Consider the following 14,883-nt stretch of genomic DNA (forward strand, 5'->3'; position numbering starts at 1 on the left):
GCTTATTCGTTAAAATTGAAATAATGTAATTCTAAATATGATTTATTGTAAGCAAGGACATTATCCAGATAATCAGACTCTATACTGATAGCATTCTCCATACTTTGAATATATTGAAAAAAATCTATCTCCCCATTTTTATAGCTCATATCAGCGGTCTTTATAATTTCTTTCGAGAGCTTTTGACCGTTCTCAGTGTAATACTTGATCATTTCTTTATGCTGGTTTAGTTCAGCCTGCTTTTGCATATAGAAACTTTCCATCTGTATTTCGCGGTTACTGCGCATAGCCTCCCAGCTTTGTTGTTCAAGCTTTGCCGTTTTCTTTTTCGATATATTTCCACTAAAGAATAATGGGATAGCGATCCCTATCTGAAAACCGTTTTGTCTGTATCCTAATCCCTTATTTGTTCCTGTAAATAATTCGACACTCAAGTCGGGGAGCCAGCTTTGATTTTGCAGTCTCAACTGGGAAGAATACGTGTTGCTGACAGTTTCCATATAATTTCTTTGCAACTCTTTACCAATTCCGGGATTTCCCATGAAGAGTAAATCCAATTGAGTGTTAGATATATGGATATCCTCTTCGCTTTGTATCAATGATTTCAATTGTTCATACAACGCCTGTCTCTGGCTTTTTAGTTGAATCAGTGTTGTATAAATCTGTTTCGATTTGGCTTCTGCCGTTATCTTTTCCAGATAATTGGATTCCCCTAGCTCGAACTTACGGCTCCCCGCTTTTGAGAAAGCTGAATAAAGGCTATCCAGTTGTGTATATAGTTCCTCTTTATTTTGAGTATATACAATCTGCTCATATACAAGGGAAACAGCAAGGGTTAGTTTGTTTTTTTGTATTTCATACAACGCTTTATTCTGTTCCCATTGCGATTTATATACCTTTCTTTGAGCACCGTACACAGTAGGGAATAAAAATGTCTGCTCAATACCAAATACCCTTAAAGCCTTGTCATTAGGAGCAACATTATTCTCATCATATCCATAATAAACAGTCGTCTTGTCAAAATCGAAAGCTGTATTGATATTCGCTTTAGAAGCCTGTGCCTGTAATTGATACGAACTAAGTTCCTTATTGTTGGCAAGTGCAGTCTCTATCAGTTTGTTTAGTTCGGGATTGTTTTGTGAACAGACGACCGGACTAAATGCCAATAGAGATATGAACCATATATTTTTAAATATCTTCTTCATCCTGAGTCAGATTTTTGTCAAACATTTTGAAAAGAATAGGCAAAACCACCATTGTAAGAAGTGTAGCAGTAAACAATCCACCTATAACCACAGTTGCCAGAGGACGTTGCACTTCTGCTCCAGCCGAAGATGAAATTGCCATCGGCAAGAAACCCAGTGCAGCAGCGGCAGCTGTCAGTGTAACGGGGCGAAGCCTGTCGGTAGTACCTTTCAGTATCAGTTCGTCCACATTTTTCATTCCTTTGTGCTTCAATTCTTTCAGATGTTCTACCAATACAATTCCGTTCAACACTGCGATACCGAACAGGGCAATAAAGCCTACCCCTGCCGAAATACTGAAAGGCATTCCCCTCATCCAGAGTAGCAATATGCCACCCACAGCGGAAAGCGGAATAGCTGTGAAAACAAGTAACGTTTCCCTCATTGAACCAAAGGCAAAATACAGGAGAATAAATATAAGGCATAATGCAACAGGAACAGCTATCATCAGGCGGTCTTTGGCATTCTGCAAGTTCTCGAACTGTCCTCCATAAGTCACATAATAGCCCGGAGGAAGGTTAATTTCATTATCGATAATCGCCGAAACATCTTTCACTACGCTTTCCATATCACGGTTGCGCACATTCACACCAATTACAACACGGCGTTTGGTATCGTCGCGCGATATCTTGGCCGGGCCTTCGGTGTATTCCACTTTTGCCAGTTCGCGCAAAGGGATTTGTCCACCATTCGGAAGCGGAACATACAGATTCCTCAAATCCTCAATATCATTACGGAGATTTTCTTCTAGGCGTATTACCAAATCGAAACGGCGTTCTCCTTCGAATACATTTCCAACAGTCGTACCGGCGAAAGATAATGCCACAATATCATTGATGTCTGATATATTCAAGCCATATTGAGCTATACGTGTACGGTTATAATCCACAGTCATTTGCGGAAGTCCGTCTATCTTTTCCACAATAATATCGGCAGCACCCTCTACATGAGCTATGGCATGTTTTATCTGTTCAGCTTTTTCAGCTAATACGCCCAGATCTTCACCGAAAATCTTAATAGCCACATCAGAGCGTGTTCCTGAGATAAGTTCGTTGAAACGCATTTCGATAGGTTGGGTAAACTCGATTTCCATATTTGGAATGGTCGCTTCAAGTTCTTCTTTTATCTTGTCGGCTAATTCATCTTTCGAACTTGCCGAAACCCATTCGCTTTTTGGTCTTACTTTCACTATTATATCGCTTTCCTCCATTGACATGGGGTCGGTTGGAACTTCGGCAGCACCGATGCGGCTCACAATTTGCTCCACTTCGGGGAATTTGTCCAGTATCGTTTTTTCTATCAATGTAGTTATCTCAATCGTCTTGGCTAATGATGTTCCTGTTTTCAGGACAGGTTGTATTACAAAATCCCCTTCATCCAATTGTGGGATAAATTCGCCACCCATACGGGAGAATATAATTACTGCCAAAACGAGTAAGCCAACAGCACCCGCCAATGTTTTCTTCGTGTGTTTCAAGGCCCAAGTGATAACAGGGAGGTAAGAACGGGTTAATAATCTCATTATACGGACTGTTATCCCGTTTCTTTTCTGTATTTGTGGTTTTATAATCAGAGAAGAAGCTACAGGTACATAAGTAAGGCAAAGTAGCATTGCCCCTATCAATGCGAAGCTGAAGGTAAGTGCCATAGGACGGAACATTTTTCCTTCTACACCCGAGAGTGACAGTATTGGGATGAATACAATGAGTATAATTAATTGTCCGAAGATGGCTGAATTCATCATTGTAGATGAACTGCTTAGGGTTAATTTGTCTACTTCCCTACGCCTGTCGGATAACGGTAAATGACTCAGTTTCGAGGCGCTTGCCGTTATTTGTGCCGAGACGAATTCTACAATAATAACCGCCCCATCTATGATGATGCCGAAGTCTATTGCTCCTAAACTCATTAAATTGGCATCTATGCCGAATATCCTCATCAGGGAAATAGCAAACAGAAGCGAAAGCGGTATAACAGAAGCAACGACAATGCCCGAGCGGAAATTACCAAGTAAAAGCACGACTACAAATATCACTATCAGACATCCCAAAATAAGGTTCTCCGCAACAGTAAAAGTAGTTTTAGCTACAAGTTCGCTCCGTTCCAGAAATGCATTGATATATACGCCCTCTGGAAGTGCTTTCTGTACCTCGGCGACGCGTTCTTTTACTGCATTGATGGTTGCTTTAGAGTCTGCCCCTTTGAGCATCATTATCTGACCGAGTACTTTTTCGCCTTCGCCATTACCTGTGATCGCTCCGAAACGATTGGCACTGCCAAAACGTACGCTGGCAATATCTTTCACCAAGACTGGGGTACCATCTACATTTTTGACAACTATATTTTCAATATCCTCAATCGAACTGATTTTGCCTTCACCGCGTATAAAATAGCTTTGGTTGACCTTTTCGATATATGCACCTCCGGCGATACTATTGTTCTTCTCCAATGCAGTCACTAAATCACCGGTTGTTATAGACATTGCTTTTAGTCGTGAAGGATTAATCGCGACCTCGTATTGTTTAAGGTAGCCTCCCCATGTGTTGATTTCTACTACTCCCGGAATACCTGATAGTTGACGTTTTACTATCCAGTCCTGTATAGTACGCAGGTCTGCTACGGAATATCTGTCTTTATACTCTGGTTTTACATCGAGTACATATTGATATATTTCCCCTAATCCGGTCGATATAGGCCCCATTTCGGGAGAGCCGAAACCTTCGGGTATAAGTTCGGATGCAGTTTTTATCTTTTCGGCTATTAGCTGGCGAGGAAGATAAGTTCCCATACTTTCGTCGAAAACGATGGTTACAACCGATAAACCGAATTTAGAAATAGAACGGATTTCCTGTACTCCCGGCAGATTAGCCATCTCCATTTCGATGGGGTAGGTGATAAACTGTTCGATGTCTTCCGTAGATAGATTAGTAGAAGTAGTAATAACTTGTACCTGATTGTTTGTGATATCGGGTACTGCACCAATCGGTATATGGAATACGGAATAAATACCATAGATGAATATGGCTGAAGTGAACAGCAATATGATAAGCTTGCGGTTGAGACTGAACCGTATGATCTTTTCTAGCATTTATCTCTCTTTTACCTAAATTTTATTTGTAATAAACAAAATTAGGAAGATGTTAAATGGAGTAGCTTAAGATTTGCTTAAGATTGAGGAATTTGAAGTCTAATTGTAGTTCCGACACTCTCTTTACTGAATATTTCGACACGAATATTCAATAGTGAACAGAATCTTTTTACGATAGGCAGTCCTAAGCCAAATCCCTTAATATTGGAATGGTCTGTAGAACGATAAAATTTGTCGAATACCTTCTCTCTATCTTTTTGAGGTATTCCTATACCGCTATCCTTAATCTCGCAGAAAACAGACTTATCTTTTTCATTAACCTTAATCTCTATATCTCCACCTTGGTGCGAATACTTAATGGCATTGGAGAGGATATTGTTGATAATGGTAGAAAAGAGATATATATCGGTCTTCAGGGTAATGTTTTCGGACGAAATCTCAGTATTTATATGGATGTTTTTCTGTTCTATATTTTCCGAGAAAAATTTAAGTGTCTCTTCAATAACTTGCTTAATACTTATATTCTCTAATTTTAAAGACCGCTTCTGATTTTCATATCGGGTAAGGATAAGCAATTCGTCCACCAGATGATTGAGTCGATCAATTTCTTTGACACAGTATTTTACTTTTTCTTCGTACTCTTCTTGCTGGCGCGGTTTCCTTATCAGCACCTCAAGGGTACCTTTCAATACAGCTAATGGTGTGCGGAATTCATGCGAAGCATACGATGTGAAAGACTTTTCCCGTTCTATAGCTTTCTCTATACGATCTAAAAGATTGTTTATCGTGTCGGAGAGTATATATAATTCGTCTTTATTATGTGGTAACGGAATGCGTTCAGTCAGATTGTCCCGTGTGATTTTGTTCGATGTATTTATAATCTCGTTGATTGGTTTTATACTTCTTCCGGCAATAAAACGGGCAACAAAAAATAAAATGATAAGTATAATGGGATAAGTGATTAGTAGTATATGTCGCAATGTTTCCAATACGACTTCTGAACCTTCGCGTGCAACTGCAACCAGGAGATGTCCTACTCTTTTACCATTTTTGTCCAAAATAGGAACTTGTACCTGTCTTATCCTTTTTTCGGCGAGTTCCCCGTTATAAAACACATTGTCTGGTTGGGCGGAATCGTAAAGTAAGTGACTTTCTTTTAAATTAGGAGACTTGTCGATAAGGTTACCTTCTAAATCGAGAAACTCAATAAATACAGGATCTACACCTACGGTATTATGTTCGCGTTCCATCCACTCCTTATGTCTCTTCAAAGCGATCTTTTCATCTTTAATTTCTATTTCGTTAGAGTGGCGGTCAACTTCCCGTTGTAGGTCTTCATTCAGATGTCCGGATACATTAAACTCTACTACCACATATATAGTAACAAAGACTAAACCAATCAGCAACGCTGTTGTGATTATGTAGTTTAGGGCGATTCTGTTTCTGAAAGAAAGACTTTTCATATTTATTCGCTAGCTATATAGCCTACACCTCTTATGGTTCTGATGTATCCGTTATCTTTATCTAAATTCAATTTTTTACGTATGGCATTAATAAATACATCTATTACCCCTGTGTCGTATTCAAAACTTATACCCCATACTTTCTCTATAATCTCATCCCGCTTGCATACATTGCCCTTATTCCTTATCAGGAACTCTAATAACTCAAATTCTCGTTGAGTAAAGGGAATATCAAGGGAATCTATCTTCACTTCGTATGTTTTTACATTGAGTGAAATATTACCCAGAGTAAGGTTCGATTTGCTTTTATAGTTTCGGAAATGGATTTTTATCCTTTCCAGTAATTCTTCGAAGCTAAATGGCTTTTTAATATAGTCGTTTGCTCCCGATTGTAACCCTTCTATTGTTTCCTGTACGGTATCTTTTGCTGTTAGGAATAAGATGGGAACTTCAGGGTCTTTTTCCCGAATAGCTTTGCAGACTTCTATTCCTGTCATTTTGGGTAGCATCCAGTCGAGAAGAATAAGATCAGGGTTTTCCGACATAGAAAGTTCTAAACCATGCTTTCCGTCGATAGCAATGGTTATGCTATAACCCTCTTCCTCGAGCCCTTGTTTCAGGAAGTTATAGATTCCCGGTTCGTCTTCTATGATCAGGATATGCTGCATAATAATACAAAGATATGATAAATAGTTTTACCGGTTTATTTTTGTTACTGATATATGGGGGAGCGCTTAAGTTATCACATAAAATTTGCATCCTGTAAATACAATATTATTGGGCTAATCTTTTTCTAGCTATTTCAACCTAACTTTATTTGTAGTCTCTCTTTATAATCGACAATTTATTTAGATATATCTGAGTAGTTGATAAAAAATCAATAATTACTTGCCGATGCTATAATTTATTCATATTTCTAATTTCAATTGCTCTCCTAATCCAAAATATTTCTCTTGTATTTCATCAATTGCTAATTGGAGATCCATGTCACTAAGCTCTTTATATTTAGGATAATTCGCTTTGGTTTCCCAAATTCGTTCAATTTTACCTTTATCTACTAAATCTTTTATTTTATTATAAAGATACTCTAATGCATTTTTTGAATAGCTCACATCATCTTTCTTTGCTACATATATTGCTCTAATTATATTTGCTTCTGTTGTTGGATTTAAATTCTTATAAGTAGAGTTTTTTTGAAGGATATCCAGATTGCGGGTTTTGATAAAGTCCATATAATATCTAGCATTATATGAGTAATTATGGAGATTTATGACTAAAGAATCATAATTATAAAAGCATCCTTTTGCTATGCTATTCAATACATCTTTTATATCTGATATGAAATCAACAATTAGTTGTATCCTTTTATACTTTTGATTAGAATATTCCTCATAGTTTTCAAATATCTGTCGATGACTTTTTGAGACAATCTTATAGAGTTGAGCTTCGTAGTTGTTCCCGTTAGCTTTAAAATTCTCTAAAAGAGCAGTATTGACAAAAATATCCAATAAACCATAGATAGTTTGCCACCCAGCAATTTTCTTTTTTAATATTGGTTTATCACTAAAGACTAGAGACTGTCATTTTTTATAAGACTTCCGAATGGAATATAATTTTGTATGAGGATGAAAAAGAATTTCTGCACTTTTGAGTAGCTTCCTTTTTCTCTACTGGGACTACCTTTGTCTTAAAATGAATTGATTATGTCAATGTTAACAACAGATAAGGATGCAGATACCGTTTATTTTTCGGAATGGATAACAGACTTTCGATGTTACAAAGCAATAAGCAAAATTTTAGATAGACACCATGTAGAACATGAATTATTGCCTTTTACAAAAGACTACTGGGCTAGAGATTATATGCCTGTGCAAATATCAGAATCAACATTTATTCAATATCGTTACAGCCCTGATTATCTGCAAATGAAAAAATCATATATAACTGAGCCGACAGCTTGTTGTAAACATCTGAATATTGATACTATCAAAACAGATATCGTTATTGATGGAGGCAATATAATAAAATGCAATGATGCCATTATAATGACAAATAAGGTGTTTGATGAAAATCCGACATATTCTAAGACTGAACTCATTAATCAACTTGAATCTCTTTTTCAAATAGAACTAATAATAATACCTTGGGATAAAAACGAGCCTTACGGACATACGGATGGAATGGTTCGCTTTATAGAAGATAAGAAAGTCTTACTCAATAATTATGCTGACTTTGATAAACCATTGAGGAAAAGACTAATAAAAGCATTAAACCCTCATTTTGAAATCATCGAACTGCATTATGATGTAGCAAAGAAATCTACATTAAATTGGGCTTACATCAATTTCCTACAAGTAAACAATCTTATTTTGTTGCCGGCAATAGGGATAGAAGAAGATGAACCGGCATTTCAGTTATTTAAAGATATTTACAAAACAAACATTGAGCAGATAGATGTTGCTGATATTGTCAGGCTTGGAGGAGCTTTGAACTGTATTTCGTGGAATATAAAACAATCATTAAAATAAAATCATGATGAAAGAATTAATTATCTTTATCGTTGCTTTCGCTTTCCTGTTTTGGGTAGGGATGAAACTAAACCGCTGGGTAAATGGAAGTTCAAAGATCAGCAAGAATCAAAAGAAAATTTTGGAGGAAATGAAAAAGCAGAACCGAAAATAACATATAAAAATGAATAAAAATATTACGGCGTTACGGGATTTATTAGATTTAAGAAATGTAGATATCAATAAGATAGAGCAACGATTTGAAGAAATAGCAAAGTATTTATTTCTGGAATGCTGCATTGAAAAGGGGAATGACCATTACAAATTTTTAGAAATAGAATTTTACTATTATACCAAAGACCTGGAAGATATTATTACCTATCCTCGAAATGCAAGTTGTGGAAAATGGTTTTTTCATGATAGTGGGGTTGATATAACTTTAGAAAGTAAATGCACAGATACAGATTGTGGGGGTGATAAGCGGGAGCCAAATGAAGATTATTTTGGAGGAATATTAATCCGTAGCCTTCTGAAAAATGATAAAGAAATTATTACCGGGCCTTTAAAATGCTCTTGGGCTTTGTTTGATTTTATTGATGCATTTGTGCTTGAGAAAGAAGATTTACCTCTGATCGTTAATAATAAAAATGAGAAATTACCGGTTATTACTACAAGCCGTTATATTCCCATTAATGAAGAAAAATCTCGAGTAAGATTTGGTAATAATTCCGATGCTTTTCTTTCTTTTAAAGAAAAATCTTACCGTTTCTATATTAAACATCCTTTATGGGAAGATATAACGAAAGCAAAATACAATGCAAGGCCATGGTGAAAATCATACGCTTGTAATTGGCAACAGTACTTCTGTCAAAAGTTCAGATTCGGCGGTATCATTTGGGCTATTCAGATAATGTTCGAGTATTAACCCATTGTCAAGATGATAACCCTGCGGTATATTCAGCATAATGGCTTTATAAAAAGAATCCAATTGATTATATGAACCTTTGTGAGTATATATCGCATATTTTTGAGTGGGTAAAGTCATACATTTAACTTCGTCTGTTAATCGGGATTTTATGCGTTTTGTAATAGTCATGCAAGCATAAAAACGGCATTTATTGGCATCAGTTATTCCCGTATCATCGTAGCAGATGCCCCAATATTCTTCTTTTTCGGGTAAGAGATTATTTGTCGAAGCATAATCATACAACTTGTTCCAACTATCTTCTTCAAAGATAGTTGATGTATAATCTTCATAATTGCCTATATAAGAAAGAAATAAAACTGGAGTTTCATGTAAATCGACAATTTTGCTATCAATAACAGGAACATCTTGTATAATAGCTTCCGTCAAAAAATGCGCTTTATAATTTGCAGGAGTAGTATTCAATTTTTTCCGAAAGACATTATATAGGGCTGTATCATTGGAAAAGCCTATCCGTTCGGCTATTTCAGATTGGGTATATTTGCCCTCTTTCAGTAGTTGCAAAGCATATTCGAGCCTTATTCGGTTTTTATATTGACCGACAGTTTCATTTATATAAGCCGGAAAATATACATGTAGATTACGTTCGGACATCCCGGATATTTTAGCCAAACTCTCAATACTGGTTTCATTTTCGAAAGCATTGGCATTTGAATTTGTCCAATCGTATTGAATCATCATATTGAGATGATGCAGAATTGAGACTATTTGCCCTTTATATTTATTATCAACAGATTCTATCACAAAAACAAAATTATGAAAAAAGAACCGATAAATAAAGACGCTTTCGGATATGTCAAATTACATGTATATATACCCGTTAGCGAGGATGAATTTATTACTATTGAAAAATATGTTGCCGAAATGCATAATAGCCTTTACCGTAATGACAGTTATGGTGATGCCGACTTAAGGAGATTCGTGTATCAGAAACTTACTGAAGAAAATGTATTCATAGAGCAGTCTAAAGTAGATGCTATTGTAAATTCTTTATATGATTATATGTTTGAGAATGGTAGCCTTCTGCCCATTGATTGGGTTGGCAAGTTTAACAAATGGTGTAACTGGAAACAAACTTTATCAGAAGCTATATCTGAATTTATTCTTTTCCATGAATACGTGCCAAATGTCATAATAATATCAGAGCATACAAAATCACAGATAGAATTTATCTCACAAATGACAGTCAATACAGAATATGAAGACATTAAGAAATTATTAAAATTTCAAATAGACAATTCATTATCTAACAAACGATTTATTCTGCTGTATTTGCCAGATGACAATGATGAAGATGATGGTAACCCTGAAACAAAGAGTCCAATAGACGGAAAATTAAAGAGAACATGTATAGTCCCAATTGCATGATCAAGTCCTAACATCTACACGTTATTCAGCAATTTACATCAAACAATAGGGGCTGATTCACAAGCGAATAATTTTCGTCCAAAATACTGCCATTCATAAATGTTGTATACTCTTTTTCGCAGACTCCATAGCTCTCGTGTATATGTCCGAACAGATGGTAGGCAGGCTTAATTGATTTTACTTTTCGGAGCAAATCTTCACAGCCGGCATTCAGCCCGGTTCTTGTTTTGTCGAGCACACCGAATGGAGGACCGTGCGTAATAAGAATATTGGTGTTTTTGGGTATTTTATTCCAATATTTAGCAATTTCACTCCCTCTATCTTTGTTGAATGCCCAGTTGAAAAACGTTGGAGTAATGGGAGAACCCCATATATTAATACCCTCAATAGATACGCCTGTGTTACACAGATAGTAAGTATCTGAAGGAAGCATTTTCTGTATTCTGTTTACTGTTTCATCTTCGAAATAGAAATCATGATTGCCTGCTATAAATATTTTGTAAGGGTAGTTCAATGCAGAGAACCATCGGATAAAATCTTCCACCTCGTGGTCTTCTCCACGTTTTGAAATATCACCGGCATGAATCAGCATATCTGCCTGGGGCAGATTTTTCAGTTTACGGTGTTGGCCGTGAGTGTCGGAGAAAAATAGTATTTTCATTTATAGCAATTTAATTAATTACCTACACTAAATGTAATAGAATCAAAACGGACATTCTTCTTGAAATACAGGTTTCCAATCTTTAAAACATACTTCTTTTTGAAGAATACATTTAGAAAAATCTGGAGTCCGACCACAATAATCTTCCCAACCCCATCTTCTGTCATCGGCTCTATAATAATTAAAATCCTTATATACAGAGTAATCAAAATCTTGCTCAATTTTCATAATCTCATTCCCTTCTAAATCGAGGTATCCCCATTTTCCTTTTTTTGCTACGAAAAACAAATTTCCATAAAAAGAACACTCATCATATATGAGAGGAATAATAATTTTTTGAAGATGAAAATCTAGCACTCCATACTTATATTCCCTTTTTTTGTCAATAGCTACTATCGCCATATTATTGTTTATGATGTGTATATTGCCGTATATGGGAGGTATAATAAATTCATTATTTATATTGATAATACCGTATTCTCTTTTTCTCCATAAATCACCTTCCATATAGTCGCAGCCTATGAGAAATATATCCTCTAATTCAGAAGAACTCCATAAACAATCATATTGACATTCGATGATAGTATTTCCATCTTTGTCTATTACTCCATATTTCCCATTTTTAACTACACTTATGTATTTATCGTTATCTCTGTAAGCAAGACCTATAAAATCATATATTGGTAAAGTTATTATTCGGTTTTGTAATCCTTTCAATCCAATAAATTCATCTTTCTCGTAGCAGACTAGTTCGCTCCAAATTCCTTCCATAAACATGGTATCATCATGACAATTCTCATCAGAATAATCTGCATGATAAAATGGTCCGGATATAACCCGCAATCCCATTGTGTCTATATAATATTCGTTATTCTCTATTTTTACATAAGCAAAGCCATTTTCGAAGTTTTCTACATAATCATAGGTTGCAGGTATAACTAATTCTAAAGAGCGGTTGACAAATCCATATTTTCCATTAATACAAACTTTTGCTAAATCATTATAAAAAATATGGGCTTCAAAGGTAGATACTATTCTTTTTTCTGCAATAGAATAAACAAAACTAAGTTTTACATAACGCTTATATCCGAACTCATTATCTACAGACTTTTCAAGTTGAATAAACTCCTCATTGATAAAACTTACAGAGTCATATTCTCCAATTATATAAAATGAGCCTTTTTTCCAAAGATACCATTTACTATCTCTCTGTACACACCAAAATTTTTCATCATAACACCATATATTATCATAGATAGTCGGTATTATCTCCTTACAACTATCTATATCCAACAATCCATATTTGTCATCTTTAATGACTATAACTACATTGTTGACTGACAAATCGTACATGATGTTCCTACAATAAGTATAAATTATGGGTATTACTTGATTCCCATTCCTATCTACTGCTCCCCATTTGCCGTAGGCAAAGACAGGGTATAAGTTATTACTTTTCATTCCTTACCGTCGATGTATTTATCTTTCATGTTTTCTACTTCCCTTTTCATCTCCTCTCTCAACCACTCGGGAGACAGTAGTTCTATATATGAACCATGCGACAACAACTCCTGTTGAAAGTCAAAAGTCGGTCTGATATAATAGCTGAATATGGAATAATCGGCAGAATTTTCTTCCTCTTTTTGCGAATGATGCAGGGGTAACGACCGGATATAACGATTCTGATTAGCATAGACTTTAATCAACACTTTTTCCGTCTTTTTGTCGTCATCAGCTATAACTCCGAAGCAATCAGCAAAAAATAATTCTCCGTCAAAATCGGTAGGCAGCACGAATTTGTTATCCGTTATTGTCATAGCCTTTATTCTATCCAAAGCATAGATGAATATACGGTCTTTGCCCGGACTGTATGCGACAACGTACCACCGCTGTTTGAATATCTTTACACAATAGGGATATACCTCGAACGTGTAGGCTGTATCATACCAGAAGCTCTGATAAGTTATCTCTAAAGACAAACTGTCTCTCATGGCCTCGATGATAGGTGTCAGGTACATTTGTCCCGATGGTATTTGCTCAAAAAGGATTCGCTGTTTGAGTCTATGGCTTTCATTTATCAGATTATTGACTGCAAATGTATTCAACAGCCAACTTCGCACACCACCACGTTCCATGTCTTCCGAGTTTTCTATATAGTACTTATAGCCGTTTCGTTTATCGCATTCGATGATAATATCGAACATTTGCTCTATGGCTTTGCGATGATTGTGAAATGTCCGCAGCGGAATATCTTCTTCGCCGAGATTGAGGGATGAGCGCTGCCAGCATTTGTTGATCTCCTCGAAAGTGATTTGTCCTCTTCGATAGATTGTATCTACTAACCATACATAGCGGTTGAAAAGGTTGGAGGTTGAGTCCTTACTAGTTTTTTTCATATCATTATTTTTCATAAAGATACAATATGCTTATGCCAAATAATAGCACACGCAAGGTAAAGGTCTAAAAAAACTGCCCGATGATGGCAGTTTCTTACAATGAAGTGACTTGGACTGTTTACGAATAAATGCTCTCTAGTTCAGAAATCATTACAGCTAACTCTGAAATAATATTTTCTGAAATCTCTTTTGGATTGGAGCCTTTAAAGCTACTAAGTTTTTTTGTGCCAAGCCAAATCAGGTTGCCTTTATCATTGATATAAGGGGGAAAATTGTATTTTTTCAATATTCCATCTATTTCAGGCTTCTTTTCAGCAGTCTTTATTTCTTTGTTCAAATGACGGATGGCAATATATCCACCTCCTGTATGTGTAACAGTTAGCGATAACTGTTCATTTGCAATAACGAATCTGTTATTCTTTTTTTGATGATATGCCCATTCCTTTTCTAACTCTTTTACACATAGCTCAACGGTTTTTTCGTTCTCCTCTTTTGATGGATTCGTATTTGTCCCTGTTGTTATTCCATCCCATTTTTTATCTTGGTTATAGAAATCATGCAGGATTTTAATTACGTTCCTATTCGTTTTATACCTCATTTGCAAATAACGGGGATGATAGAAAAAATTATCATCAAAGTTGTCATTCAGATATGGTTGTTTGGATAATCCTTCAAAAGCCTTTTTAGCAATATGTTTTAATTGCCCTTTCCCTGTGCTTCCCCAGCCAAAGTACACGGGCATCTTGCCTATTTTGGCAATATCTTCTTTAAGACTTGTTATATTCGGGTTCGATGTGGTTTTTAATCGTTCAAATGCTTCTAATGCTTTGGATAAATTTTCATTACGCAGATTGAATAAGTTGAATAACTGAATAACACCATTTAAAGGTTTGCTTTGTTCAATAAATTGTCCGTTAAACAATTTTTCTATCTGTCCCATGGTCGGATCAACAGAAAATTCTTTCCACGATTCAGGATTAACGGAGTTGAATGCTAGTAATTTCTTTAACACATCCGGCTTAGGCGTATCTCGAGGTGCAGCACTTCCCGGATTTATCAAAATTATAGAACCTATCAAATCCCAACTATCTCCGAACTGAAGAATAGTATCTCTCCTAAATCCTAATCCATTCTCTTCAAAATAACGCGCGTAAACTTTCATTTTTCAAAT

General features: G+C 35.9%; 14 protein-coding genes. 4 read left to right on the plus strand and 10 right to left on the minus strand.

The window, feature by feature from the left end; all coding sequences use genetic code 11:
* Nucleotides 1-2: 2 nt before the first annotated feature.
* From M2448_RS14920 to M2448_RS14940, 5 genes are all read right to left on the minus strand, one after another.
* On the minus strand, nucleotides 3-1,205 hold the full coding sequence (locus M2448_RS14920; RefSeq protein ID WP_280647138.1) for a TolC family protein: 1,203 nt from the start codon (nucleotides 1,203-1,205) through the stop codon (nucleotides 3-5).
* Complete coding sequence (locus tag M2448_RS14925; protein WP_280647137.1) at nucleotides 1,189-4,332, minus strand: CusA/CzcA family heavy metal efflux RND transporter; 3,144 nt, start codon at nucleotides 4,330-4,332, stop codon at nucleotides 1,189-1,191. Before M2448_RS14925 ends, M2448_RS14920 begins: the two co-directional genes overlap by 17 nt.
* Before the next feature lie 77 nt (nucleotides 4,333-4,409).
* Nucleotides 4,410-5,795 carry a HAMP domain-containing sensor histidine kinase gene (locus M2448_RS14930; RefSeq protein ID WP_280647136.1) on the minus strand — a complete coding sequence of 462 codons (1,386 nt, stop codon included), beginning with the start codon at nucleotides 5,793-5,795 and terminating at the stop codon, nucleotides 4,410-4,412.
* 2 nt (nucleotides 5,796-5,797) lie between these two features.
* Complete coding sequence (locus M2448_RS14935) at nucleotides 5,798-6,463, minus strand: response regulator transcription factor (protein WP_280647135.1); 666 nt, start codon at nucleotides 6,461-6,463, stop codon at nucleotides 5,798-5,800.
* 240 nt (nucleotides 6,464-6,703) lie between these two features.
* Nucleotides 6,704-7,027: a hypothetical protein gene (locus M2448_RS14940; RefSeq protein WP_280697167.1), complete on the minus strand. Its 324-nt coding sequence runs from the start codon at nucleotides 7,025-7,027 to the stop codon at nucleotides 6,704-6,706.
* A 471-nt stretch (nucleotides 7,028-7,498) separates the two neighbouring features.
* Here M2448_RS14940 and M2448_RS14945 point away from each other — a divergent pair, with 471 nt between their 5' ends.
* Genes M2448_RS14945 through M2448_RS14955 form a run of 3 tightly spaced genes read left to right on the plus strand, consistent with a single transcriptional unit; the run spans nucleotide 7,499 to nucleotide 9,134 of the window.
* Nucleotides 7,499-8,323, plus strand: a complete 825-nt coding sequence (locus tag M2448_RS14945) for an agmatine deiminase family protein (RefSeq protein ID WP_280647133.1) — start codon at nucleotides 7,499-7,501, stop codon at nucleotides 8,321-8,323.
* A 4-nt stretch (nucleotides 8,324-8,327) separates the two neighbouring features.
* Nucleotides 8,328-8,477, plus strand: coding sequence for a hypothetical protein (locus M2448_RS14950; RefSeq protein WP_280647132.1), 150 nt, complete (start codon nucleotides 8,328-8,330; stop codon nucleotides 8,475-8,477).
* 9 nt (nucleotides 8,478-8,486) lie between these two features.
* On the plus strand, nucleotides 8,487-9,134 hold the full coding sequence (locus tag M2448_RS14955; protein ID WP_280647131.1) for a hypothetical protein: 648 nt from the start codon (nucleotides 8,487-8,489) through the stop codon (nucleotides 9,132-9,134).
* A 3-nt stretch (nucleotides 9,135-9,137) separates the two neighbouring features.
* Here the strand turns inward: M2448_RS14955 and M2448_RS14960 are convergent, their stop codons facing one another.
* Nucleotides 9,138-10,031 (minus strand): GyrI-like domain-containing protein, encoded by an 894-nt coding sequence (locus M2448_RS14960; protein ID WP_280647130.1) that lies wholly within the window; start codon nucleotides 10,029-10,031, stop codon nucleotides 9,138-9,140.
* Nucleotides 10,032-10,043: 12 nt separating this feature from the next.
* On the opposite strand from M2448_RS14960, the gene M2448_RS14965 reads away from it, so the two are divergent.
* A complete protein-coding gene (locus M2448_RS14965; protein ID WP_280647129.1) occupies nucleotides 10,044-10,655 on the plus strand; it encodes a hypothetical protein in 612 nt (203 codons plus the stop codon).
* A 25-nt stretch (nucleotides 10,656-10,680) separates the two neighbouring features.
* Here the strand turns inward: M2448_RS14965 and M2448_RS14970 are convergent, their stop codons facing one another.
* The 4 genes from M2448_RS14970 to M2448_RS14985 form a co-directional block, all read right to left on the minus strand.
* Nucleotides 10,681-11,316, minus strand: a complete 636-nt coding sequence (locus M2448_RS14970) for a metallophosphatase domain-containing protein (protein ID WP_280647128.1) — start codon at nucleotides 11,314-11,316, stop codon at nucleotides 10,681-10,683.
* Between the two features lie 42 nt (nucleotides 11,317-11,358).
* On the minus strand, nucleotides 11,359-12,777 hold the full coding sequence (locus tag M2448_RS14975) for a WG repeat-containing protein (protein WP_280647127.1): 1,419 nt from the start codon (nucleotides 12,775-12,777) through the stop codon (nucleotides 11,359-11,361).
* Complete coding sequence (locus M2448_RS14980; protein WP_280647126.1) at nucleotides 12,774-13,712, minus strand: WYL domain-containing protein; 939 nt, start codon at nucleotides 13,710-13,712, stop codon at nucleotides 12,774-12,776. The genes M2448_RS14975 and M2448_RS14980 overlap by 4 nt, the downstream gene beginning before the upstream one ends.
* Nucleotides 13,713-13,830: 118 nt before the next feature.
* The gene (locus tag M2448_RS14985) at nucleotides 13,831-14,874 is read right to left on the minus strand and encodes a hypothetical protein (RefSeq protein ID WP_280647125.1); all 1,044 of its coding nucleotides are present in this window, start codon (nucleotides 14,872-14,874) and stop codon (nucleotides 13,831-13,833) included.
* Nucleotides 14,875-14,883 lie beyond the last annotated feature (9 nt).

Origin of the sequence: Dysgonomonas sp. PF1-14 (genome assembly GCF_029892965.1) — a bacterium.
In the GTDB taxonomy this organism is placed as follows: Bacteria; Bacteroidota; Bacteroidia; order Bacteroidales; family Dysgonomonadaceae; genus Dysgonomonas.